The following is a 24,681-nucleotide window of genomic DNA, read 5'->3' on the forward strand; positions in this document are numbered from 1 at the left end:
TCGCTCGTTCCGCGGAGTCGCCGGTTCAGTTCAGCCGGTACTGCGCCAGTTCCTTCGCCGAAAGCACGCGCATCCGTTTGGGATCGGTGCTTTGCATGGCCTGTACCAAGGTGCTGGGGATATCCATTTCGCGGAAGTAGGCGGCGGAGTCGTAGCGCATGCCGTTGGCCGAGCGCGAGTGCAGCGAGTCGCCGTGGGCGTAGTAGGGACGGTGCAGGCCGACGTAGCCGCGTACGGTCTTGCGCTTGCCGGCCGCCAGCAGGTAGACGCAGGTGCCCTGGCAGACGCTGCTCGACGGCACCAGCGCGTCGAAGCCGGATTCGCGCAGCAGGCGGCCCATGCGGATCGCCTCCGGCACGCTGCCGCCGATGCTGTTCAGCAGGAGCAGCTTGCGCGAGTAGGTTCCCGGATTGTTGCGCAAACCCTTGAGCAGCGTCTCGTAGTCGCCCGGCGCGATCTCCTCCGAGACGCGGACCGTCAGCACCCGCCCCATGCTCTTGTGTTGCAGCGAATGCACTTCGACCCTGGCCAGTGCGGGAGCCGCGCAGAACACGGCGAGGCAGGCGAGGACGGTCCGGAGGCGGAGGCGGGGCATGGAACGGGGCGATCCTGTCAGACGGCGATGGCTGCCGAAGATACCTGCAAGCGTTGCATTGTGCACGGTCCTCGTCGTCAGGACGAGGAGCCGGTCTCCGCCTGGCGCACCGGCAGGCGCAGGCAGAAGGTGATGACGTCGTCGCGGCAGTCCACGTCGATACGCCCCTGGTGGGCCTGGGCGATGGCCTGGGAGATGTACAGGCCGATACCGAGGCCGTTGCGGTTGCGCTGGTTGTCCGCCGACTCGCGCTTGAACGGTTCGAACAGGTTGGCCAGTTGCGCTTCGGAGAGGCCGCTGGTTTCGTTGAGCACGCTCAGGCACACCTCGTCGCCCTGGCGGGTCAGGGTGACCAGCACCGGCCGGCCGGGCAGGCCGTGATGACGGGCGTTGCTCAGCAGGTTGGCGGCGACCTGGGCGTAGCGGTCCGGGTCGACCACGGCACGAACCTGCGGGTCGATGGCGATCTCGATCACCAGGCCGGGATAGGCGACGTCGGTTTCGCAGACGATCTGCCGCACCAGTTGCGAGACGTCGGTGTCGACCGGGTTCACGGTGAGGCCGATGCCCGATTGCAGGCGGCTCATGTCGAGGATCTGGCTGACCAGCCGCTCCATGCGGCTGCTGGACGCGGAAATGTGTTGGCGCAGTTCGGTGGTGCGGGTGTCGCTGGAGGACAGCAGGGCCGCCGCCATGGAGATCGACTGCAACGGGTTGCGCAGGTCGTGGCCGAGCACCGCGATCAGGCGCTGGCGCATGCGGTCGACCTCGGCCGCATGGTTGAGGCACAGTTCCATCAGGTCCAGGCGCAGCTTTTCGGCGATCGCCAGGTCGGTTTCGCTCCAGGGCGTGGAGTGGCCGCGGACCACTTCCTCCCAGGCCTCGAACGAGCCGCGCGGGGTCAGCCGCGGGCCGGAGGGGCCGATGGTCAACAGCTTTTCCGGCTTGCCGCCCCAGCGGATGCGGTGCACTTCCTCGTGGCGGAACCAGAAGATCCAGCCCGATTCCTGGCGGTGGAAACGGATCGCCAGCACACCGCAGCAGTCGCCGCCGTCCGGAGAGTCCTCGCTGGGCTGCGGCCAGTTGTCGGTGTGGTAGATGTCCCGTTCCGGGTCGCGCTGCAGGCGTTGCAGGACATTCCCGGCCTGGCGCTCGAAGTCGCCGCGGATGCTCAGGGTGCGGCCGCCGAGCATGACCAGGGCGCCGTCGCAGGGAATCAGTGCGGCGATGCCATCGTCCGGGTGGGCCAGTGCGCCGAACAGGTCGTCGGCGTCCCGCGCGCGGCGAGCCAGGGCCAGCCTGCGCTCGGTGGACACGCGCAGCAGTTCGGCGATACGCCCCTGCTCCAGGCGCTCGACGATGGCGCTGCAGACCTGGGAGAAGATCTGGAACGACATGCGCACCGGGTAGGGAATCAGTTTGGGCGACATGTGATGGCAGGAGAACAGTCCCCAGAGCTTGCCGCCGACCACGATGGAGATGCTCATCGAGGCGCGCACGCCCATGTTGGTCAGGTATTCGCAGTGGATCGGCGAAACGCTGCGCAGCACGCTGTAGCTGAGATCGAACGATTCGTTGGTCTCCGGGTTCAGCGCGGGAAACACGCGCATCGGCGTATAGGCCACGTCGGCGATCAGCCTGATCGGGTTCTGGATGTACAGGCGACGCGCCTGGGCCGGGATGTCCGAGGCCGGGTAGCGTTGCCCCAGGTAGCTTTCGAGGTCTTCGCGACGGCTCTCGGCGACCACCTCGCCGGAGTCGTCATGGCGGAAACGGTAGGCCATCACCCGGTCGTAGCCGGTCATCCGGCGCAGTTCGTCGGTGACGTTGCTGAGCAGGCTGGCGGTGTCGTTGTGCAACTGGACCTGGGCGATGATGCGCTGGGCGTTGAGGGTGAAGGAGGTGATCGACAGCGTGTCCGCGGTGCGGATCTCGAACTCCAGGTAGAACACTTCCTTGTAGCTGTGGCCGATCACGTCGAACAGGTGTTCGCCGATCCGCGTCTCGACGCTGTTCGACCATGGGCCGTTGCCGGTCAGTCCCTCTTCGAGCATGCGCAGGACCTCCGGCCCCACCTGCTCCTGCGTCAGGTAGGAACCCGGCGAGGCGACGAACCCCAGTAGCGCCTGGATGTTCTCGCTTGCCGCGAGGACCATGCCGTCCGCGCGCAGGGTGACCAGCGCCCCGTGCGGCTGGATCGCGCCAGGCACGTGGATGGGTTCGTCCTCGCAGTTCGCCAGGGTAACCGGGGTGATGCTCGTCATCTATCGTCCAGCCTGGTCTCCAGGCAGTCAGGCTTCGTCGAGAACCCATCGACGAAACGAAAGGAATGTAGCCTGTGCCGCATCCTGCGCAAGGCCGATGGCTTCGGGGCTGTCGATCTGCCGGGCGAGCTGTTCGAGAAACTCCTGCCAGCGCACCCCGGTTGCCTGGCCGTAGCCCTGCAACCACTGTAGCGGCAGACCGGGCAGGCGTGGAGCTAGTCGTTTGTAGAGATACGCGCCGCCCAGCGTCGCGCCTTCCATCACGTAGGCCACCCCGAAGACCTCCGCGGCCCGTGTCGCATTCGGCAGGTCGGCGCAGCGCGGTAGCGCCTCCACCTGCGCGCGGCTCATGCCGCCGGCCAGCAGGTCGCTTTCCAGCCAGGTGCTCTTGACCAGCCGCGCGTCGGCCCGCAGCGCCGCCGGCCAGCCGCTGCGGTTGTCGCGCAGCGCGCGCTCCAGGGGTTCGAGCCAGCCAAGGATGCGTCCGGCATGGTCGAGGTAGGCGCGGTCGTCGAGATCGTCGTCGCCCAACGGCGAACGGCGGTCCAGTTCTGCGTGCAGGTCACGGGTGGCGTCGCGGAGTGCGGCGAGGGCTGGCGATGGAGATGGGGACATGAGGTCAGGGCCAGCGATTCGAGGCATGAACGGAAAAGAGTAGCAGGAAGCCGTACGCCCGGCTCGGAATAAATGGGCATCCCCGCGCGCGGCGCAGGGATGCCGGAGCGGGCGCGCTCAGGCCGCCTCGGTCTGCACCACCCGGTAGCAGGGGACGTAGGCCGCGCCGCCGGGCAGCTTCATCCGGTGCTGCTTGACGAAGGCCTGCAGCAGGCGGTCCAGCGGCAGCATCACCGCCGGGTCGCCGTGGATCTCGTAGGGCCCGTATTGCTCGATCATGCGGATGCCGTTGTCCTTGACGTTGCCGGCGACGATCCCGGAAAACGCGCGGCGCAGGTTGGCCGCCAGTTCGTGGGGCGGCAGGCTGCGGCTGAGCTGGAGGCTGGCCATGTTCTCGTGGGTCGGCTCGAACGGGCGCTGGAAGCTTTCATCGATCTTCAGCATCCAGTTGAAGTGGAAGGCGTCGTTGCGCTCGCGGCGGAACTGCTTCACTTCCTTCAGGCCCTGGGCCATCTGCTTGGCCACCTCGGCCGGGTCGTCGATGACGATCCGGTAGTGGCGCTGCGCCGCATGGCCGAGGGTCGCCCCGACGAATTCATGGAGCTGCTGCAGGTAGGCTTCGGCGCTGCGGGGACCGGTGAGGATGACCGGGAAGGGCAGGTCCTGGTTGTCCGGGTGCATGAGGATGCCCAGCAGGTAGAGGAACTCCTCCGCGGTCCCGGCGCCGCCGGGGAAGATGATGACCCCGTGGCCGACGCGGACGAAGGCTTCCAGGCGCTTCTCGATGTCCGGCAGGATCACCAGTTCGTTGACGATCGGGTTCGGCGCCTCGGCGGCGATGATCCCCGGCTCGGTCAGGCCCAGGTAGCGGCCGCCGACGATGCGCTGCTTGGCGTGGCTGATGGTGGCGCCCTTCATCGGCCCCTTCATCACCCCCGGTCCGCAGCCGGTGCAGACATCCAGGCTGCGCAGGCCGAGTTCGTGGCCGACCCTCTTGGTGTACTTGTATTCCTCGCTGCTGATCGAGTGGCCGCCCCAGCACACGACGATCTTCGGCTCGACGCCGGGGCGCAGCGTACGGGCGTTGCGCAGCAGCTGGAAGACGTAGTCGGTGAGGCCCTGGGAGCTGTCCAGGTCGACGTGCTGGCTGTCCAGCCCGCTCTGGGTGTAGACGATGTCGCGCAGGGCGCTGAACAGCATCTCGCGGGTGCTGGCGATCATCTCGCCATCGACGAAGGCGTCGGCCGGCGCGTTGATCAGCTCCAGGCGCACGCCTCGGTCCTGCTGGTGGATACGCACCTCGAAGTCCTTGTAGGCGTCGAGGATGGTCTTGGCGTTGTCGCTGTGGGCGCCGGTATTGAGGATCGCCAGGGCGCACTGGCGGAACAGTTGGTAGGTCTTGCCGTTGGCGGTTTCGCTCAGTTGTTGCACTTCGCGTTGGGAGAGGGTTTCCAGCGTGCCTTTCGGACTGACCGAGGCGTTGATCACAGGGCGATGAGACATGTGCGATTCCATGCAGGGGACGCGGCGGCGTAGAAGAACCGCCGCATCCGGATAAGGGAGCGCCGGGCAGGTTGCGTGCCGGGGGAGAGGGCGATCAGCCGTCGGAGTGGGGCGACGAGGCAACCGTGCGCTGGGGCTTGGCTCCAGGGTCTTGGTTAAATGTAATAGCGAGAACCTGACTGATCTGACAAGGAAAATCTCGAATTTATCTGTCGCCGGCCTGGCACCGGGGAAATCCTGCCACTAGCCATGGGCGAAAAAATCCGGCATCGGCTGGGATAATCGACTCTTCTCCTGATATCGTTGCGTTTCCGCCGGATGCTCGGCCAGTCAAAGGGAGGAACGAAGCATGTCGTATGAACAGTCCAGCAGCGTACCTAGCGACTTTCTTTCCTCCTTTTTCCAAGAGCCTGTCATCCATGATCGAACTCAGAACCATCACCCGCGACGACTGGGAAACCTGCATTGACCTGAAGGTCGCCCGCCACCAGGCGCACTTCGTCGCTTCCAACCTCTATTCGCTGGCCCAGAGCCGCTTCCTGCCGGGGTTCCGCGCGGTCGGCATCCACCACGGCGGGCGCATGGTCGGCTTCGCCCTCTACGGCCCCGACGCCGACGACGGCCACTACTGGCTCTACCGCCTGATGATCGACCGCCGCTACCAGGGCAAGGGGCATGGCCGCGCCGCCCTGCAACGGATCATCGCCAGCGTGCGCCGGACGAGGCGGCGCAGCGATCGCCTGATGGTCGCCTACGCCGTCGACAACGACGTGGCCCGCCAGCTTTATCGGGACGCCGGCTTCGTCGAACAGGGCCTCGCGCCTTGGGGCGAGACGATGGCCTGCCTGATGCTGCCGGAGCCGTCCCATCGCTCCGGGAAGGTCGCCGGAGCGCCGGGCGGGCGTGCAGCGCACGGCGTCCCGGCGTAGAATCGCGGGATTCGGCAGTTCCCTCCAATACCTATAACGACCATCCAACGCACATCGCCGCCCCGGACCCTTGCGTCCGGGGCGTTTTCCGTCGTGCGTGGCGAGGGTCGCGGGACCTGCCCGTCCGCCCCCTGCTCCGGAACCGAACGCCCCATGGACAGCACCTCCGAAACCCGCAGCGGCAGCTGGCTGAGCGTGATCGCCCTGGCCCTGGCCGCCTTCATCTTCAACACCACGGAGTTCGTCCCGGTCGGCCTGCTCAGCGACATCGGCCACAGCTTCGAGATGCCCACCTCGCAGGTCGGCCTGATGTTGACCATCTATGCCTGGGTGGTGTCGCTGGCCTCGTTGCCGATGATGCTGCTGACCCGCAATATCGAGCGGCGCAAGCTGCTGGTCGGGGTATTCCTGCTGTTCATCGCCAGCCACGTGCTGTCCGGGCTGGCCTGGAGCTTCCAGGTGCTGATGCTCAGCCGGATCGGCATTGCCTTCGCCCACGCGGTGTTCTGGGCCATCACCGCTTCGCTGGCGGTGCGCGTGGCGCCGCCGGGACAGCAGGCCAAGGCGCTAGGGCTGCTGGCCACCGGCACCACCCTGGCGATGGTCCTGGGCATCCCGCTGGGGCGGGTGGTTGGCGAGGCCCTGGGCTGGCGTACCACCTTCATGGCCATCGCCGGACTCTCGGTGCTGACCTTGCTCTACCTGGCGCGCTCCCTGCCGCTGCTGCCAAGCCAGAACTCCGGTTCCCTGCGCAGCCTGCCGATGCTGTTCCGACGCCCGGCGCTGGTTTGCCTGTACGTGCTGACCGTGGTGGTGATCAGCGCCCAGTTCACCGCCTACAGCTACATCGAGCCCTTCGCCAAGCAGGTGGCGCGGATGAGCGGCGAGGCGACCACCCTGCTGTTGCTGTTGTTCGGCGGCGCCGGGATCTTCGGTTCGATCCTCTTCAGCCGCTACAGCGAGGCTTTCCCGCGAGGCTTCCTGCTGGCCGCGATCCTCGCCTTGGGCAGCAGCCTGGCGCTGCTGTTGCCGCTGTCCGCGCAGCCGACCTGGCTGATGGCGCTCAGCCTGCTCTGGGGCATGTCGATCATGTGCTTCGGCCTGGCCCAGCAGTCCCGCGTCCTGCGCCTCGCCTCGGACGCCACCGACGTGGCCATGGCGCTGTTCTCCGGCCTGTACAACGTCGGCATCGGCGCCGGCGCGCTGCTCGGCAGCGTGGTCAGCGAACGCATGGGCCTGGCCTCGATCGGCAACGTCGGCGCCGTGCTGGCGCTGGCCGGCCTGCTGCTCGCCCTGTTCGCCGCACTGCGCTACGCGGAGGCGCTGAAAACCACGTCGTTGTGAGCGGTCATACCTGGGGTCGGATGATTCGGCGGAGGAATCCGCCCGCTTGATCTAGTCTTCTGGGACGAAAAGGCGCAGGGAGTGCGGGATTGCCCCGCGCCGGGCCGGCGCAGGGACGGAATATCGGGTGAACGTACAACAGAGCAAGTTCAGGCTGAGCCGCTGGGCGGGCGCGACACTGGCGCTCGGACTGCTGCTGTCCGGGCTGGGCGCCTGGGGGCTGGCGCTGGTCAACGAGCAACAGGCGCGGATGGCGCTGGAACGCGAGGCGGAACTGCTGGCCGAGGCGGTGACCCGCCGCGTGGAACTCTACCAGTATGGCTTGCGCGGGGTGCGCGGTGCCTTGCTGACGGCGGGCGAGGCGCACATCGACCGCGAACTGTTCCGCCGCTACAGCCTGACCCGCGACATCGACCGCGAGTTTCCCGGCGCCCGCGGCTTCGGCTTCATACGCCGGGTGGCGGCCGCCGACGAGGCCGGGTTCCTGCGCCAGGCGCGGGCCGACGGCCAGCCGGAGTTCCGCATCCAGCAACTGACTCCGCACGATGGCGAGCGCTACGTCATCCAGTACATCGAGCCGGTGGCGCGCAACGGCCAGGCGTTGGGCCTGGACATCGCCTCGGAAGCCAATCGCCGGGAGGCCGCCCGCGCCGCCCTGGAGACCGGGCAGGTGCGCCTGACGGGGCCGATCACCCTGGTCCAGGCCAGCGGCTTGCGCCAGCAATCGTTCCTCATCCTGATGCCGATCTACCGCAGCGGCATCACTCCACCGCCGGGGCCCCAGCGCGAACTCGAAGGCTTCGGCTGGAGCTATGCGCCGCTGCTGACCGGCGAGGTGCTGGCCGGGTTGCCCATCGACAACGCGGCGATCCACCTCGAACTCAGCGACGTCACCGGCGACGGCGCTGCCGTGCCCTTCTTCGTCAACGGCGCCGCGGCGCCGGCTCAACGCCTGTTCGGCCACATGCTGCGGCGGGAGATCTACGGTCGGCACTGGCAGATGGCGTTCAGCGCACTGCCGCTGTTCGTCCAGCGCCTGCACCAGCCTTCGCCGCGCATCCTGTTCCTGGCCGGCAGCCTGGTCAGCCTGTTGCTGGCGGCGCTGGTCAACGCCAGCGCCCTCGGCCGCCTGCGCCGGCGTCGGGAGGCGGCGACCCAGGCGCGGCTGGCGGCGATCGTCGGCAATTCGGCGGACGGCATCATCGGCGTCGGCCTCGACGGCGTCATCAGCGACTGGAATCGCGGGGCCGAGGCGTTGTTCGGCTACCGCGAGGAGCAGGCGGTCGGGCGGCGGGTGGTGGACCTGCTGGTGCCGCCATCCAAGGAGAACGAGGAACTCGACATCCTCGCCCGCATCGCCCGTAAAGAACAGGTGGTCAGCTTCGATACCGTGCGCCGGCACCAGGATGGCCACCTGCTCGACGTGGCGGTGACCGTCTCGCCGATCCTCGGTCCGGACGGCGGCGTGGTCGGCGCCTCGAAGACCGTACGCGACATCTCCGCGAAGAAGGCCGCCGAGGCCCGCATCCGCGAGCTCAATACCGGCCTGGAGCACCAGATCGCCGAGCGTACCGCCGAACTGCGTCGGTTGAACGTACTGCTCGGCAGCGTGCTGCAGGCGGCGTCCGAGGTGTCGATCATCACCCTCGACCGCGACGGCATCATCAGCGGCTTCAATCTCGGTGCCGAGCGGATGCTCGGCTACCGCGCCGACGAGGTGGTCGGCAAGGCCTCGCCGACCCTGCTGCACAGCGAGCGGGAGTTGCTCGCCCGCGGCCAGGAGCTGGGCGAGGAGGGTTTCCGCGTGCTGGTGGCGCGGGCCGAACAGGAGGGCGCCGAGACCCGCGAATGGACCTATCTGCGCAAGGACGGCTCGCCGCTCAGCGTGACGCTTTCGGTTACCGTCCTGCGCGACGAGGCTGGGGCGATCAACGGCTACCTGGGCATCGCCGTCGATGTCACCGAATGGCGCAACGCCGAGCGCGAGATGGCCGCGGCGCGCGACCAGTTGCAAATGGCCGCCGACGTGGCGCGCCTGGGCATCTGGCGCTGGAACCTGGCCGACGACAGCCTGCAGTGGAACGAGCGCATGTGCGAGCTGTATGGCCAGCCGCTGGCGTTGCGCGACGGCGGCCTGGTCTACGAGCATTGGCGCAGCCGCCTGCATCCGGAAGACCTCGAGCGCACCGAGGCCAGCCTGCGCGCGGCGGTGGAGGGGCGCGGCAACTACGATGTGATCTTCCGCGTGGTGCTGCCCGACGGCGGCATCCGCTTCATCCAGGCCGGCGCGCAGGTCGAGCGCGACGCCGACGGCAACCCGCTGCAGGTCACCGGGATCAATATCGATATCACCAGCGACCAGCAACTGCAGGCGCGCCTGCGCGAGGCCAAGGAGCAGGCGGACGCCGCCAGCGCGGCGAAGTCGTCGTTCCTGGCGAACATGAGCCACGAGATCCGCACGCCGATGAATGCCGTGCTGGGCATGCTGCAACTGGCCCGGCAGACCGATCTCAACGAACGCCAGCGCGACTACCTGGACAAGGCCAGCTCGGCGGCAACCTCGTTGCTCGGCCTGCTCAACGACATCCTCGACTACTCGAAGATCGAGGCCGGCAAACTGGTCCTGGAAATGCTCCCCTTCGAGCTGGAGCCGCTGATGCAGGACCTGGCCGTGGTGCTCTCCGGCAACCAGGGCGACAAGGACGTCGAGGTGATCTTCGACATCGATCCCGAGCTGCCCAGCGCGGTGGTCGGCGACCGCCTGCGCCTGCAGCAGATCCTCATCAACCTGGCCGGCAACGCACTGAAGTTCACCGCCCGCGGGCACGTCCTGGTGAGCTTGCGGCGTCTGGCGCACGACGCCCACCTGGTGCGCCTGCGGGTGCTGGTGGCGGACACCGGCATCGGCATCAGCGCGGAACAGCAGCAGCGCATCTTCGAAGGTTTCACCCAGGCCGAGGCGTCCACCTCGCGACGCTTCGGCGGCACCGGCCTCGGCCTGTTCATATGCAAACGCCTGGTCGACCTGATGGGCGGTGAATTGCGGGTCGAGAGCGCGCCGGGCAGCGGTAGCCGGTTCTGGTTCGACCTGGACCTCGACGTCGCCCACGACCAACCGCTGCGTGCGGCCTGCCCCGGGGCCGGCGAACCGCTGCGGCTGCTGGTGGCGGACGACAACCTGGTGGCCGGCGAGCTGCTCGAACGCACGGTCGGCGCCCTCGGCTGGCGCGCCGACTGCGTCGGCAGCGGCAGCGAGGCGGTGGCGCGGGTCCAGGCGGCGATGGCCGAGGGCCGTCGCTACGACGTGGTGCTGATGGATTGGCGCATGCCCGATCTCGACGGCCTCAGCGCGGCGCAACTGATCCGCCAGTTGCAGGGCGACCTGCCACCGCCCATGGTGATCATGATCACCGCCTATGGCCGCGAGGTGCTGGCCGATGCGCGCGACCACAGCACGCCGCCCTTCGTCGATTTTCTCACCAAGCCGGTCACGCCCAAGCAACTGGCCGACTCGGTGCTGCATGCGTTGCACGGCGAACAGGGCGCCCCGGCCAACCCGCCGCCGCGCCCGGTGGAGCGCACCCAGCGGTTGCGGGGCGTGCGTCTGCTGGTAGTGGAGGACAACGCGCTGAACCGCCAGGTCGCCGCCGAGCTGTTGAGCAGCGAGGGCGCCCGGGTGGCCCTCGCCGACGGCGGGCTGGCGGGCGTTCAGCAGGTGCTGGAGGCGAGCGTGCCGTTCGACGCGGTGCTGATGGACATGCAGATGCCGGATATCGATGGTCTCGAGGCGACCCGGAGAATCCGCGCCGACGGGCGCTTCGCCGGGCTGCCGATCCTGGCCATGACCGCCAACGCCTCGCTGGCCGACCGCGAAGCCTGCCTGGCGGCGGGCATGAACGACCATGTGGCGAAGCCGATCGACAAGGAGCGCCTGGTGCTTTGCCTGCTCGGTCATCTCGGCAGGAGCGGCGCCAGGGGCGCGCCGGCAACGGCAGCGGACGCGGGCGAACTGGTCGAGGCGCGGGGCGATATCGTCGGGCGTTTCGGCGGCAGCCTGGAGCTGATCGTCCAGGTGTTGCGGCGCTTCGTTCCGGACATGCAGGACCTCTTCGCCCAGCTCGAACGCCAGCTCGGCGAGGGCGATGTCCAGGGCAGCGCCGCGACCCTGCATACCATCAAGGGCAGCGCTTCCACCGTTGGCGCCAACGCCCTGGCCGGCCGTGCCAGCGAGCTGGAGCAGGCCCTGCGCCGCGCCGATCCGCTGCGCGGCATGGAAATCCTCGCCGGCATCCGCCTCGACGAACTGCGCACCCTGTGCGATGCCTGCCTGCTCCGCCTGCAGGCGATGTTCGGCGACGTGCAGGCGGAGTCGGCGAGCTGAACCCCGGCGCGGTGGCCAGTCCCGCCAAGGATTCAGGCGGACCCGGGGCTCGCCTGCATCCGCTGCGGCCTGTAGGGCGAATAACGCCATGGGTGTTATCCGCCGATACTCCTGAAGCCCGCCCAGGTCTTGAGCGACATCCTCTTCCTGTCGTTCAGTGCCTTCAGGCGTCGCGCAGCAGGTCGTGGGCGTTGAGCAGGGCGTAGGCGACTTCCGGGCGCTTCTCCAGGCCGCGGCGGATGGCGGCGGGAATCGCCTGGCGGGTCTTGCGGCAGAGCCCCGGCTGCTCCTCGAAGCGCATGCGGATGCCGCGCATGCTGCGCACCTCGCCGAAGGCCGGGGCGATCCGCAGGCGGATGCCCAGTTGTTCCTCCATGCGCCGCAGCAGGTGTTCCAGGTCTTCCAGGCTGCGCAGGGCTTCCAGGCGAGCGGCCAGGCGCTGCTCTTCCTGGCGGGTCAGGAGGAGGATGCGACGGTCCGCGCCGGGCGCCTCCAGGCGCTCGCGTTCGCAGACGCAGGCGCCGGGCGGGCAGGGCTGGCGGAGGGGCGGGGAAGCGCTCATGGCAACATCATAGCCAGGACCGGCGTCCCGCGCCGCTACGCTCCGTCGCCCTCGCGAGCGCGCTTCAGCGCTTCAGCGGCACCTTGCCCTGCTGCTCCAGGCCGCTGAGGATGGCGTAGGCGATCTTCACCCGCTCGGCATTGGGATAGTTGCGGTTGGCCAGGATCACCAGGCCCAGGTCGCGGCCCGGGACGAACGCCACGTAGGCGCCGAAGCCGTTGGTGGAACCGGTCTTGTTCAGCAGGCGCTGGCCCTCCAGCGCCTGTGGCGCGGGCAGCCTGGCGATCCTGTGCGGTTGCAGCGCCATCGGCGTCGAGTTGCCGGCCTGCAGGCGCTTCAGGGAGATCGGCCAGTCGTAGGCTTCCCAGCCCAGGCCCTGGGTCATGTCGCCGACCTTGTAGTAACCGCGATGGGTGGCATCGAGCGCCTGCGCCCAGGGCCTGTCCAGGCGCTCCGGATGCAGGTTGGCATCGACGAAGCGCAGCAGGTCGGCCGCGCTGGTCTTCACCCCGTAGCCTTCGGCATCCAGCGGGCCGGGACCGACCCGTAGCGGGCGGTCGTCCTTGCCGTAGCCCTGGGCGTACTGCGCCAGCGCCGCCTCGGGCACGTCGAGGTGGGTCTGTTCGAGGCCCAGTGCCGGGAACACTTGCTGCTCCATGAGCCGTTCGAACGGCTGGCCCAGGCTGCGCGCGGCGAGATAGCCGAACAGGCCGATGCTCGGGTTGGAATAGCGGCGCTGGCTGCCCGGCGCGTAGGTCGGCTGCCACTGGCGGTAGTAGTCGCGGATCTGTGCCTGGTCCTTCTGCACCGAGTCGGGGAACTGCAGCGGCAAGCCGCCGGCGGTATAGGTCGCGAGGTCGAGCAGGCTGATGCCGTCGAAGCGGCTGCCCTGCAGTGCCGGCCAGTGCTGGCTGGCGCGGTCGTCGAGACGCATCTTGTCCTGGGCCAGGGCATAGCCGGCGAGGGTGGCGGTGAAGGTCTTGCTCACCGAGCCGATCTCGAACAGGGTCTCCGGCGTCACCCGGCGGCCGTCCTCTTTCGAGGCCAGCCCATAGCTGAAGTAATGCGGTTCTCCTTTCAGGCTGATGGCTACGGCCAGGCCCGGAATGTCATTGGCCTTCATCACCGGTTGTACGGCGGCGTCGACCAGTGCCTTCAGGCGATCCGCCGGGGCCTCGCCGGCAATGGCCGGGGTGGTGGCGAACAGCAGTGTGGAAGCGGCGATGCCGCACAGGCAGGGGAATCTGGTATCGCGCATGAGGATTGGCGTCCTTTGTCGTTGGCTGCATGAGAAACCGCCCCGGGAGCGCTCCTTGATCGGCGGGCGGGGAAAATCTAGGCTTGCGCAGGATTTGCGGCAAACGACGAATACTCGCGGCAGCCATTAGAAAAATTTGGAGCAGAGATTGGTTCGACCCCATTTGCCGCTGAACGCCCTGCGCGCCTTCGAAGCTTCGGCCCGGCACCTGAGCTTCACCCGCGCGGCCATCGAGCTGTGCGTGACCCAGGCGGCGGTCAGCCACCAGGTGAAGAGCCTCGAGGAGCGTCTCGGCGTGGCCCTGTTCAAGCGTCTGCCGCGCGGCCTCATGCTGACCCACGAGGGCGAGAGCCTGCTGCCGGTGCTGTGTGACTCCTTCGACCGCATCGCCGGCCTGCTGGAACGTTTCGAGGGTGGCCACTACCGGGACGTGCTCACCGTCGGCGCGGTCGGAACCTTCACGGTCGGTTGGCTGCTGCCGCGGCTGGAGGACTTCCAGGCGCGCCATCCCTTCATCGATCTGCGCCTGTCCACCCACAACAACCGCGTCGACATCGCCGCCGAGGGGCTCGACTACGCGATCCGCTTCGGCGGCGGCGCCTGGCACGGCACCGAGGCGCTGGCGTTGTTCGAGGCGCCGCTGACGGTGCTCTGCTGCCCGGAGGTCGCCGCCCAGTTGCACAGTCCCGCCGACCTGCTGCAGCACACCCTGCTGCGCTCCTACCGCGCCGACGAGTGGCCGCTGTGGTTCCAGGCGGCCGGACTGCCGGCGCACGCGCCACTGACCCGGAGCATCGTCTTCGACACCTCGCTGGCCATGCTCGAGGCGGCCCGCCAGGGTGTCGGCGTGGCCCTGGCGCCGGCGGCGATGTTTGCCCGGCAACTGGCCAGCGAGAGCATCCGGCGTCCGTTCGCCACCGAAGTGAGTACCGGCAGCTACTGGCTGACGCGCTTGCAGTCGCGGGGGGAGACCAGCGCGATGCTGGCGTTCCGGGGGTGGTTGCTGGAGATGGCTGCCGTTGAGGCGCGGGGGAGATAACGGTTATGCAGGCGATTCAAGTGTCGATGAAGAAGTAATCACCTTCCTCGCGCCTTTTTTTATACGCTCGGGCCCTCCCAAGGTTGATACGGTTTGAGGCGTTGGGGTTGTGATTGGAATTGCTGACGGCGTGGCGGATATGGACCGGCTCGTCGGCGTTGCTGATCGCTCCGCTAAGCGTCACTCCCAGGCTGGCGGCATAGGCCCGGCGTGCCGCAACGATCTCGCTCTCGAGCATGCCTGCTTTCCCTGCTGCGGCAACGACGACAAGTTCGCATAGGCGGCCAGCCTTCCTCGGGGAAACCCTCAGGTCGGCGCCTGCGGACCACAGGGCAATCAACGCTTTGGATGGAGCACAGCCATTTCTGCTGTGCTCTTCGATTGTCTCCAGGAGCGGACTCATATGGCCTCTTGAAAACTGTCGGCGGATTGCCAGCAGTATCGACGATGGTGCGCTTAAAGCAACGCGGAGCAGGCGGAGATTGCGGCGAAGCGGCGGATAACGCTTCGCGTTATGCGCCCTACGGGAGCGGTGCTCGGCTTGCCGGCGGAAGGCGTCTACGGATTTCCGGTTCCCGCGTCGAAATAAGAGCCCGTGGACTTGGCCAGTCCCGTCCACATCTCGTCGAGATTGCGGAAGTTCCAGGCTTCCGCCGGCTCGAAGCCGACGATTCGGTCGGTCTGTCCGGCCCTACCCAGGTCTAGCACCTGCTGCGGGATCGGCACCTTCGAGCGGGCCGAGAAGAATACCTTGACCCGTGGCGTCAGCAGCGAGCGGCCGTGTTGTTCGAGGACCACGCCGAGGCGCCCGCTTTCCAGCCTGACCAGCGCGCCGACCGGGTAGATGCCCACTGCCTTGACGAAGGCGCGGAACACCTGCGGGTCGAAGTGCCCGTTCCATTCGGCCATGCGTCGGATCGCCTCGGCGGCGTTCCAGCCCTTCTTGTAGGGACGGTCGGAGGTGATCGCGTCGTAGACGTCGCACACCGTGCCCATCCGCGCCAGCAGGCTGATCTGCTCCTGCGCCAGGCCGAAGGGGTAGCCGGTGCCGTCGATGCGCTCGTGGTGGTGCAGGCAGACATCCACCACCAGGGCGCTGACCTGGCGGCAATCGAGCAGCATCCGCGCGCCGTTCTGCGGATGCCGGCGGACCAGGCCGAATTCCTGCTCGGTGAGCTTGCCGGGCTTGTTCAGGATCGGATCGGGTACCGCCATCTTGCCGATGTCGTGCAGCAGCCCGGCCAGCCCCGCCTCGTGTACCAGCGGGTCGGGCAGTTCGAGCTGGCGGGCGAGGGCGATCATCAGCGCGCAGACCGCCACCGAATGCATGTAGGTGTATTCATCCGAGGTCTTCAGCCGTACCAGGCTGACCAGCGCGTTGGGATGGCGCAGCACCGAGGCGGAGATTTCGTCCACCAGGTCCGATGCATGCGCGGTGTCGATGGCCTGGCCCATGCGCGCGTCGTGGAACATACTGACCACGGCGGCCTTGGCGCGGCCGCAGAGCAGGGCGGCGTGGCGGATTTCCTCCTCCAGGGCGACCCGCGCCGGCGAAGGGCCGGCCGGCATGGTGACCGGCAGGACCGCAGCGGCCGAGACCGCCGCTTCCTCCGGGAGGTCGAGGCCCTTGCTGGCATCGATCCAGACCTCCTTCACGGCGCTTTCGCGCAGGCGCTGCAGGTCGGCCTGGCTGTCGAGCAGGAAGCCACCTCTTTTCCAGAACGGGTGGTCCAGCCACGAGCCGCAAAGGCTCTGGACGAACATACCGAGGCGAAGCTGGGTTACCGGAATGCGTTTCAGCACGATGGGCTCGACCTCGAGACTGGGCCAGGTGGCTGTCTCCTAACGGTAGCCGAGATGGCCCGGCGGGAGTGAGAGATGTCCGTCAGTTCGTCGGCGTGACCTTCGCTTGGCTGCGTATCGTTCTGTATCCGCGTACTCCCGGCATACAAATCCCTCCGCCGACGGTACAGCCCCGATACATCGCCCTGGCGAAGTGGCCCTATCCAAACCGGCGCCAGCCAGGTCCTCGCGCTGGCGGAGACGGCGGTGGAAACCTACGGCGGCGATAGCACGGGCCAAATCTCAGTCGCGGCGCTCGACGAGCGCGTCCTGGTGTACAGCCATCAAGCGTTGCGCGTTGGGCGTGAGATGGCCGCTGTGCCAGATGAAATGGATCTCGGTGGTGCCATAGTCGCGCAACGGATGCGCGCGGACCTGGTGGTTGCCAGGTAGCGTCGCAAGCACGGAGCGCAGCACCCAGGCGGCACCCATGCCTGCGCTGACGCAGGCGAGCATGGTGTGGTAGGACTCGATTTCCAGCACTGGCAGTTGTTGCAGGCAGTCGGCTTCCTCCAGCCAGCGATCCATGCGGAAGCGGAACGAGCAGTCGTGACGGAACCCATACAGTTCGGCGCAACGCAGGTCGCGCGGACTGGTGATCGGTGGATGATCCAGCTCGGTAAGCACCATTTCGTCGACGAAGGCCAGGCTACTTTCCAGGGTCTGAGAGCGCACGGGACCATCGCTCAGGGCCAGGTCTAGCACTCCATCCGAGACCTGCTGCACCAAGGCTTCCGAGGCTTCGCTGCGGATGTCCAGTTCGATCGCGCGGTGGCGTTGGCGGAACCGCCCGATCAGGCATGGCATGAAGGCGACCAGAACCACGTCGAGGGCACCTACCACCAGGCGGCCGCCGCTCTCTTCGTTGCGCATCATGGCCCGGGTACTGTCGCTGAGATCGAGGATTCGCCGGGCATGCTCCAGCAGACGCCGACCGTCCGGCGACAGGCGCAGACGCTGGTGCTCGCGCAGGAACAGCTGGCAGCCGAGGTCTTCCTCAAGCTGGCGGATGCGTACGGAGAGACTCGACGGGACACGGTTCAGCGCCTTCGCCGCGGCGTTGATCGAGCCGGTGTGGGCCACGGCGCAGAAGGCGCGGAGCTGAGACAATTGCACCTGGGTATTCTCGCTTTGCGAATCGTTGGCTGAATATTTTTCGATTTCCAGAATACCTTGTCGTTCGCTACCGTTCGCCCGTCCTTACGTCCGGTGATCGGATCCCGGCGTTCCTTCCCGGCTTGCGGGCCTATCGCGTCCGCTCATGGAGAGATTACATGGATCTGCAACTCGCACAGCGCAGGGTGCTGGTTAGTGGCGGTTCGCGCGGTATCGGCCGCGCCATCGTCGAACATTTTCTCGCCGAAGGGGCCGAGGTGGCCTTCTGCGCCCGTGGTGAGGCGGGCGTGGCCGAAGCAGCGGATTGCTTCGGCGAGCGTGCCTTTGGCATGTCTGTGGACATCACCGACCCGCAGCAGGTGCGCGGTTGGGTAACGCGCTCGGCGCTGCACTTGGGCGGCATTGACATCGTTGTGCCCAACGTCAGCGCGCTGGCCGGTGGCGGAGACCTGGACACCTGGCGGCGCGCTTTCGAGACCGACCTGCTGGGCAGCGTGGGCATGGTCGCTGCCGCCCTGCCGTGGTTGAAACGCTCCGAGGCTGCCTCGGTGGTGCTGATCTCCAGTGTTTCCGGCCGCGAGGTGGACATGTTCGCTGAGCCCTATGGCGTGCTCAAGGCGGCCCTGGTCCACTACGGGAAGACGCTTGCCAGCCGCCATGCGGAGGACGGCATTCGGGTCAATACGGTGTCGCCGGGCAACGTCTATTTCGAAGATGGCGTATGGGGCGCGATCGAACGGGATAGCCCGGAAACCTTCGCCCGTTGTCTCGCCGCCAATCCCATGGGGCGCATGGCGCGACCCGACGAGGTGGCGCGGGCGGTGCTGTTCCTGGCCAGCCCGGCGGCCAGCTTCACCACCGGAACCAACCTGCTGGTGGACGGCGGGTTGACCCGGGGCGTGCAGTTCTGAGCAGAGTGCCGGAGGCTCAGGCCTCTACCAGCTCCGGCGCATCCCGCCGCTGTTCCGTCGGCGCATGGGGCGCCGGCTTGCCGAGGATCAGGTCGGCGGCCTTCTCGCCGATCATGATCGCCGGGGCGTTGGTATTGCCGGTGATCAGCGTCGGCATGATCGACGCATCGGCCACCCGCAGGCCTTGCAGGCCGTGCACGCGCAACTGGTCGTCGACCACCGCGAGCTGGTCGTGGCCCATCTTGCAGGTGCCCACCGGATGGAACACGGTGCCCAGGTTGGCGCGGATCCAGGCCTCGATCTGGCCGCGGCTGGAAACCTGCGGGCCCGGTACCAGCTCGCCCTTGAGGTGACGGGCGAAGCTGCGGCTGGCGGCCAGTTTGCGGACCAGTTGGAAACCCCGGACCAGGGTATCGAGGTCGGCAGGGTGGCTGAGGAAGTTGGCTTCGATCAGCGGCCGGTCGTGCGGGTCCGGCGAGTTCAGGCGGACCCGCCCGCGGCTCTGCGGGTGCATCACCGCGACGTGCAGGCTGACCCCGTGGCCGAAGGGGACGAGGCGCTGCGGCTGGTTCTTCAGCGCGGGGGCGACGATCAGACCCAGCTCCGGGGTCTCTGCCTGCGGGTCGAGGCGGAGGAAGCCACCGGACTCGACGGTGTTCGAGGTCAGCGCCCCGCGCCGGCCGAACAGGTACTGCCAGGGCGAGCGCAGCAGCGGCAGCCAGCCCTTCGGCGAGAAGCCCAGGCCGTAGCCGAGCTTGGCCTCGGTGCGGTACATCAGCACGATGTCCTGGTGGTCCTGCAGGTTCTCGCCGACCCCAGGCAACTCATGGCGCTGGACGATGCCGTGGCGCGCCAGTTCCGCCGCCGGGCCGATGCCGGAGAGCAACAGGAGCTGCGGCGAGTTGATCGAGCCGGCGCTGAGGATCACTTCGCGGCGTGCCTGTAATTGCACGACCTCGCCAGCCTGGCTGATCTCCACGCCGGTGGCGCGGGTACCTTCCAGCAGCACGCGCAGGGTCAGCGCCGAGCTGAGCACGGTGAGGTTGGGCCGCGCCAGGGCCGGGTGCAGGAAGGCGCGCGCCGCGCTACAGCGTTCGCCGTTGACCTGGGTGACGTGGAACGAGCCGATGCCTTCCTGGCGCTCGCCGTTGAAGTCGGCGTTGTACGGCCAGCCCATTTCCTCGGCGGCCTGGAAGAACACCTGGTTGATCGGGCCCGGGCTGCGCTGCGCGGCGACGTTCAATTCGCCGCCGCGCCCGTGCCAGGGCGATTCGCCCGGCTCGAAATGTTCCGAGCGGCGAAAGTAGGGCAGCAGCTCGTCGTAGCTCCAGCCACGGTTGCCGAGGGATGCCCAGCGGTCGTAGTCGTGGCGGTCGCCGCGGATGTAGATCATCCCGTTGATCGCGCTGGAGCCGCCCCAGACCTTGCCGCGCGGGCAGGCGATCGGCTGGTTGGCGGTGCCGGGCTGGGCGGCGAAGCGATGCATCCAGTTCCACTTCGGGTTGGCGATCAGGCGGATGATCCCGGCCGGCGTGCGGATGTAGGCGGCGGGGAGCGGCGTGCGGTCGCTGGGGCCGGCCTCGACCAGGCAGACCGAGACGGCGGGATCGGCGGAAAGACGGTTGGCCAGGACGCAACCGGCGGAGCCGGCGCCGACCACGATGTAGTCGAACGAACGGCGGGCAGTGGAAGTCATGTCGGCACCTTTCTGGGTGTGCTGCCGGGCCTCGCCCGGCGTTCTTTTTCGCCCCGCGCCCATGGGCGCGACGCTACTCCATTGGACGGGGAAGCGCGCCCGGCCGCTTGTCCCAGCCTGCCGGCGGGGTTGACCGAGGCTGCCAGGCGGCGCGCTAAAGCCCCAGCAGCGAGCCCATGTCGACCATCAGTTGCAGGCCGACGACGAAACCGTCTCCGCTCAGTTCGCGAGCGCCGGGGTTGTAGTAGTTGTCCGGGTTGAAGATGTACTGCACCGACGGCTCCAGCGCGATGTGCGGGGTCAGTGCGATGTGCGCATTGGTTTCCAGGGCGTACACGTCGCGCTGGCCGAGTTTCGCATCGCCGCCAGCGGCGATCCGCGCCTGGCGCTGGAACTCCAGCTGGTGATCGTTCAGGCGCAGGTAGCTGGCCTTGAGGTTGAGCTTGTCCCGCGTGCGGTCGAAGGGCGCATGGTAGGTCAGGCCCAGCTCGGCGAAATGACGGAACGGCTGCTTGTCGTCGGCCGATACCGACAGCGAGCCGAACAGCCCCAGCGCCCTCGGCGAATCGAGGCGGCCGCCGTCGGCGCGCCAGAACAGCTGCTGGAACTTGAAGAAGCCGCCGGCGCTGCCGTGGTCGCTGGCGCCGGTGAGCGGGTCGACCTGGTTGGCGGTGTTCAGGTAGGCGTTGAGTTCATAGTGCGAGCGGTAGGGATCGAGGCTTTCCTCGCGCTTGTCGCCGATCCCCAGCAGCAGGCTGGTGCCGCTGGCGTCGTCGGTGCCGAAATCGAGGCCATGGCGCTTCTTCAGGTAATCCACCGGGTTGGACTCGAAGGCCCCGGCGTGCAGGTACAGGGTCGGGGTCGCCCGGTACTTCAAGTAGCCGCCCCAGGCGCCGTAGGGCGGCGGCAGGATGCCGGTGGAGGCGTCGATGATCGGGTCGTTGCAGGTGACCACGGTCTCGCAGTTGTAGATCAGGAAATAGCGCCGCGCATTGGTCCGTCCGAGATGGCTGTCGAGGCGTCCGCCCAGCCACTGCTGCTGCCAGGTGAGCAGGCTCAGCTGGTTGGCGCCGATGTCGTTGTGCAGCGGCGCGCCGCCGAAGTAGCTGCCCACCGCGCCCTGCCAGCTCGGCCCGGTGGGCTGACCGGTGCCGCGGTCGAGGATGAACAGGGTTTCCTCGATGTGCAGCGAGGCGCCGTCCAGGCCGGCGAGGGTGGCGAGGTCGAGGTCGGCGCCGAGGAACAGGTCGCCGCTGTTGCCGAAGCTGTGCTGGCGCGGGCCGGTGTCGAGGTTCTTCAGCGACAGGCTCCAGAACTGCGCGTGGGTCTTCACGCCGTGGCGCTGGAGTCGTTCGCCGAACCCGGCCAGCGGGCCGCTGCGGCTGTCTTCGGCGGCCTGCGCGGAGAGACCGAGGAAACCGGCGCAGAGCAGCGCCGGCAAGGTGCGGAGGGTTTTCATGGCAAGGCACTCGTCTTGTTGTTGTTCTGTCGTGCGAATCGCTGTCCGCCCCAAGCGGACAGGTGCATCCGGAGCGAAGGCGGCTCAGGCGCAGAGATAGCCGCCGTCCACCGCCAGCACGGCGCCGGTGACGAAGCTGGCGCCGGGACCGCAGAGGAAGGCCGCGGCGCTGGCCACCTCGGGCGCCTCGCCCCAGCGCGCCAGCGGCGTGCGCTGCATGATCCGGCGGGTGGCCTCGACGTCGGCCTTGAGCCCGGCGCCCAGCGGCGTGTCGATCCAGCCGGGGGCGATGGCGTTGACCCGGATGCGCTCGGCGGCATACTCGCAGGCCAGGGAACGGGTGAGCTGGACGATGGCGCCCTTGCTGGCGCTGTAGGCCGGGCGGTCGGCGGAACCGAAGGTGCTGTACATCGAGGCGATGTTGAGGATGCTGCCGCCGCGCTGCGCCAGCAGCGGCCGGGCCAGTTGGCTGGCGAGCATGGCGGCGCTCAGGTTGAGGCGCAGCACCCGTTCGAAGGTAGCCAGGTCGTATTCCTCGCGGTCGCGGCTGATGCCTGCGTTGTTCACCAGCACATCCAGGCGCGGCAGCGCTTCGAACAGCCGTTGCAGGCGCTGGCTGTCGGTGATGTCCAGTTCTTCCCGGCGAATCCGCGGATGACGCGGTGCGTGCACGCCGTCGGCGTCCAGGCCGAGGGCGACGACTTCGGCGCCGAGTTCGGCGAACTGCATGGCGATGGCCGCGCCGATGCCGGAGCTGCCGCCAGTGACCAGCACCTGCTGGCCGGCGTAGATATCGTGTTGGAAAACCATCGGCGATCGTTCCTTCAGGCGTCGGCCAGGGCCGGGTTGGGATTGACCAGCACCTTGACCTGCGACTTGTCGCGCAGCAGGGCCTCGAAACCGTGCTCGACGGCCTGCTCCAGGGGCACGCTGCGGGTCACTGCGCGGGCCAGGTCGAGGCGGCCGTCGGCGAGCAGGGCGATCAGCTCCGGGTAGGCGTCGCGGTAGCCGACGCTGCCGAGCAGGCGCAGTTCGCGGTTGACCAGGTCGAAGGCGTCCAGCCGGACCTCGCCCATCAGGCTCACCAGCACCAGCTCGCCACCCTTGCGCAGGCTGGCCAGGGCGGCGTCGAGGCTGGCCTGGCTGCCGGCGGCCTCGAAGGCGCAGTCGAGCGCGCCGCCCTCGCGCAGGCGCGCCGCCGTGTCGCCGTCGCGGGCGTCGAGCGCCCGGCTGGCGCCGAACTCCCCGGCCAGGGCGAGGCGCTCGGGACTGACGTCGATCGCGACGATGTCCTCGATTCCGCGCAGGCGGGCGAGCATCACCAGCAGCAAGCCGATCGGGCCGAGCCCGAACACCGCGCAGCGCTGGCCCGGCGCCAGGCTGCTGCGGCGCAGCGCGTGCAGGGCCACGGCGGCCGGTTCGAGCACGGCGGCCTGGCGGAAGCCCACCGCGTCCGGCAGGCGGTGCAGCATGTAGGCCGGCACCCGCGCGCGCTCGGCGAAGCCGCCGTCGCCCATCAGGCCGATGAAGCCCATCGACTCGCAGAGGTTGTAGCGGCCTTCCCGGCAGTAGCGGCATTCGCCGCAGCGGTATTCCGGCTCCACCGCGACGCGGTCGCCGATGCGCAGTCCCTCCACGCCAGGGCCGAGCGCGGCGACCACGCCGCAGAACTCATGGCCGAGGGTCAGCGGCGCGCGGCAACCGGACAGCGGGTGCGCCTCGGCCTGGGGAATCGAGTGCGGGCCGCTCTGGTATTCGTGCAGGTCGCTGCCGCAGATGCCGCAGTAGGCGACTTCCAGTTCGACTTCGCCGGGCCGCGGCGCCTGGCGTTCCAGTTCGCTCAGGCGGAGGTCGCGGGCAGCGTGCCAGCGCAGTGCTTTCATGGTTGGTTTCCTTGCAGGACGGAGGTAGGCGCGCTGCGCTGGCGCGCCAGCACGGCGGGCGCGGTTTCGCGCAGGAACAGCGAGAGGAACGCGGCGAGCAGGGCGCCGCCGCAGGACATCCACATGACGATGGACAGGCCGAAGCGGTCGGCGGCGAAGCCGGCCACGGTCGGCGCGAGGAAACCGCCGACCAGTTCGCCGAGGCCCATGATCAGGCCGAGGGCGGTGGCGATGACGCCGCGCGAGACGGTCTCCGCCGGGATGGTCGCCATGAACAGGGTGAAGCAGCCGAGCCCGGTGTAGGTCAGCAGCAACAGCAGGCCGAGGCTGGTCGCGTTCGGCGCATAGAGCAGCGCCAGCGGGCAACACGCGGCGAGCAGGGAGAACGCCACCAGGGTCGGTCGACGGCCGATGCGATCGGATATCGCCGGTACGGCGAAGCCCCAGACCACCCAGGCGACGCCCAGGCAGCTCATCAGCCTGCCCATGGTCGCCGGGCTGAAGCCGCGGGCGTTGACCAGGAAGGTCGGGGTAAAGGAAATCAGCACGATGAACCAGGTGACGAATACGCAACTGATCAGGGTGCAGAGCAGGATGTTGCGGCTCTTCAGCAGTGCCAGGCGCTTGCCTTTCGCTTCTTCTGCGCGCGGCGCCGGGCGCTGCGCGCGGGGCGGGTCGGGACGCACATGGCGCCAGATCAACCAGGCGATCAGCAGGCCCGGCAGCAACGAGACGATGAAGGCGTGACGCCAGCCGAGGGTTTCGGCCAGGGCCACCAGCAGCGGCGGGCCGATCACCGCGCCGAGCAGGCCGGCCGCCGAGCCCTGTAGCAGACCCATGTTGAGGCCGCGGCGATGTGGCGAGGAGGCCTCGACCATCAGCGATTGCGAGAGCGGCAGGATCGGCCCCTCGGCCAGGCCCATGATGCCGCGGAACAGCAGCAGGCTGAGGAAGCCGCCGACCAGCCCGGACAGCGCCGAGCACAGCGAGAACAGGATCACCGCCACGATCAGCAGCGGCTTGCGCTGCCCGCGGCGGTCGGACCAGGCGCCGACCAGCGCGCCGGATACCGCCCAGGCCAGGGCCAGCACCGAGGAGAGCATGCCCAGGTGGCTGTTGCTCAGTTGCAGCTCCTGTTCCATGAAGGGAAACAGGAAGGACAGCGCCAGGCGGTCGAAGAAGACGAAGCCGAAGGTCAGGAACAGCACGCAGAGCAGGACGTTTTCGTAACTGGCGGAATTGTTGTTATGCGCCATGTCGGTCTCCAGGCCGGGCGGGCCGGCC

The 24,681-nt window shown here is 68.2% G+C and carries 19 protein-coding genes; 5 read left to right on the forward strand and 14 right to left on the reverse strand.

The features are described from left to right. Positions 1-25: 25 nt before the first annotated feature. From HMPREF3014_RS18005 to ppnN, 4 genes are all read right to left on the reverse strand, one after another. Positions 26-595 carry a COG3904 family protein gene (locus tag HMPREF3014_RS18005; protein ID WP_003101275.1) on the reverse strand — a complete coding sequence of 190 codons (570 nt, stop codon included), beginning with the start codon at positions 593-595 and terminating at the stop codon, positions 26-28. 77 nt (positions 596-672) lie between these two features. Further along, positions 673-2,859, reverse strand: a complete 2,187-nt coding sequence (bphP, locus tag HMPREF3014_RS18010; protein ID WP_003101278.1) for a bacteriophytochrome BphP — start codon at positions 2,857-2,859, stop codon at positions 673-675. Positions 2,860-2,886: 27 nt separating this feature from the next. After that, positions 2,887-3,474: a biliverdin-producing heme oxygenase gene (locus HMPREF3014_RS18015; protein ID WP_003159301.1), complete on the reverse strand. Its 588-nt coding sequence runs from the start codon at positions 3,472-3,474 to the stop codon at positions 2,887-2,889. Between the two features lie 117 nt (positions 3,475-3,591). Further along, positions 3,592-4,977: a nucleotide 5'-monophosphate nucleosidase PpnN gene (ppnN, locus tag HMPREF3014_RS18020; protein ID WP_003093432.1), complete on the reverse strand. Its 1,386-nt coding sequence runs from the start codon at positions 4,975-4,977 to the stop codon at positions 3,592-3,594. 419 nt (positions 4,978-5,396) lie between these two features. On the opposite strand from ppnN, the gene HMPREF3014_RS18025 reads away from it, so the two are divergent. From HMPREF3014_RS18025 to HMPREF3014_RS18035, 3 genes are all read left to right on the forward strand, one after another. Continuing rightward, entirely contained in the window at positions 5,397-5,906 is a 510-nt protein-coding gene (locus HMPREF3014_RS18025; protein WP_003101282.1) for a GNAT family N-acetyltransferase, read from the forward strand. Between the two features lie 153 nt (positions 5,907-6,059). After that, on the forward strand, positions 6,060-7,250 hold the full coding sequence (locus HMPREF3014_RS18030) for a sugar transporter (protein ID WP_023086979.1): 1,191 nt from the start codon (positions 6,060-6,062) through the stop codon (positions 7,248-7,250). A gap of 127 nt (positions 7,251-7,377) precedes the next feature. Next, positions 7,378-11,631: a PAS domain-containing hybrid sensor histidine kinase/response regulator gene (locus HMPREF3014_RS18035; RefSeq protein ID WP_023086980.1), complete on the forward strand. Its 4,254-nt coding sequence runs from the start codon at positions 7,378-7,380 to the stop codon at positions 11,629-11,631. Positions 11,632-11,794: 163 nt separating this feature from the next. Here HMPREF3014_RS18035 and HMPREF3014_RS18040 read toward each other — a convergent pair whose 3' ends face one another. Together HMPREF3014_RS18040 and HMPREF3014_RS18045 are read right to left on the reverse strand one after the other, a co-directional pair. Next, positions 11,795-12,193, reverse strand: coding sequence for a hypothetical protein (locus HMPREF3014_RS18040; RefSeq protein WP_003093424.1), 399 nt, complete (start codon positions 12,191-12,193; stop codon positions 11,795-11,797). A gap of 64 nt (positions 12,194-12,257) precedes the next feature. Next, a complete protein-coding gene (locus HMPREF3014_RS18045; protein ID WP_003118203.1) occupies positions 12,258-13,451 on the reverse strand; it encodes a class C beta-lactamase PDC-8 in 1,194 nt (397 codons plus the stop codon). A 148-nt stretch (positions 13,452-13,599) separates the two neighbouring features. Between HMPREF3014_RS18045 and ampR the strand changes: the two genes are divergently transcribed. Beyond that, positions 13,600-14,490, forward strand: a complete 891-nt coding sequence (gene ampR, locus HMPREF3014_RS18050) for a LysR family transcriptional regulator AmpR (protein ID WP_003101291.1) — start codon at positions 13,600-13,602, stop codon at positions 14,488-14,490. Positions 14,491-14,506: 16 nt separating this feature from the next. Here ampR and HMPREF3014_RS34810 read toward each other — a convergent pair whose 3' ends face one another. The 3 genes from HMPREF3014_RS34810 to HMPREF3014_RS18065 form a co-directional block, all read right to left on the reverse strand. Further along, complete coding sequence (locus tag HMPREF3014_RS34810; RefSeq protein WP_170869549.1) at positions 14,507-14,893, reverse strand: hypothetical protein; 387 nt, start codon at positions 14,891-14,893, stop codon at positions 14,507-14,509. Positions 14,894-15,048: 155 nt separating this feature from the next. Further along, positions 15,049-16,293, reverse strand: a complete 1,245-nt coding sequence (locus tag HMPREF3014_RS18060) for a cyclic di-GMP phosphodiesterase (protein WP_023086981.1) — start codon at positions 16,291-16,293, stop codon at positions 15,049-15,051. Between the two features lie 282 nt (positions 16,294-16,575). After that, positions 16,576-17,448, reverse strand: a complete 873-nt coding sequence (locus HMPREF3014_RS18065) for a LysR family transcriptional regulator (protein WP_023086982.1) — start codon at positions 17,446-17,448, stop codon at positions 16,576-16,578. 158 nt (positions 17,449-17,606) lie between these two features. On the opposite strand from HMPREF3014_RS18065, the gene HMPREF3014_RS18070 reads away from it, so the two are divergent. Continuing rightward, positions 17,607-18,359 (forward strand): SDR family NAD(P)-dependent oxidoreductase, encoded by a 753-nt coding sequence (locus HMPREF3014_RS18070; protein ID WP_003093411.1) that lies wholly within the window; start codon positions 17,607-17,609, stop codon positions 18,357-18,359. Positions 18,360-18,375: 16 nt separating this feature from the next. On the opposite strand, the gene HMPREF3014_RS18075 is transcribed toward HMPREF3014_RS18070, so the two are convergent. The 5 genes from HMPREF3014_RS18075 to HMPREF3014_RS18095 form a co-directional block, all read right to left on the reverse strand. Continuing rightward, positions 18,376-20,055 carry a GMC family oxidoreductase gene (locus HMPREF3014_RS18075; protein WP_031633518.1) on the reverse strand — a complete coding sequence of 560 codons (1,680 nt, stop codon included), beginning with the start codon at positions 20,053-20,055 and terminating at the stop codon, positions 18,376-18,378. Between the two features lie 154 nt (positions 20,056-20,209). Further along, entirely contained in the window at positions 20,210-21,514 is a 1,305-nt protein-coding gene (locus HMPREF3014_RS18080) for a carbohydrate porin (RefSeq protein WP_003093407.1), read from the reverse strand. 84 nt (positions 21,515-21,598) lie between these two features. After that, positions 21,599-22,324, reverse strand: a complete 726-nt coding sequence (locus tag HMPREF3014_RS18085; RefSeq protein ID WP_003093405.1) for an SDR family NAD(P)-dependent oxidoreductase — start codon at positions 22,322-22,324, stop codon at positions 21,599-21,601. Positions 22,325-22,338: 14 nt separating this feature from the next. Continuing rightward, the gene (locus tag HMPREF3014_RS18090; RefSeq protein ID WP_003118211.1) at positions 22,339-23,397 is read right to left on the reverse strand and encodes a 2,3-butanediol dehydrogenase; all 1,059 of its coding nucleotides are present in this window, start codon (positions 23,395-23,397) and stop codon (positions 22,339-22,341) included. Beyond that, a complete protein-coding gene (locus HMPREF3014_RS18095; protein WP_003158816.1) occupies positions 23,394-24,653 on the reverse strand; it encodes an MFS transporter in 1,260 nt (419 codons plus the stop codon). Before HMPREF3014_RS18095 ends, HMPREF3014_RS18090 begins: the two co-directional genes overlap by 4 nt. Between the last annotated feature and the right edge of the window lie 28 nt (positions 24,654-24,681).

It is taken from the genome of Pseudomonas sp. HMSC065H01, from assembly GCF_001815235.1.
Classification (GTDB): Bacteria; Pseudomonadota; Gammaproteobacteria; order Pseudomonadales; family Pseudomonadaceae; genus Pseudomonas; species Pseudomonas aeruginosa.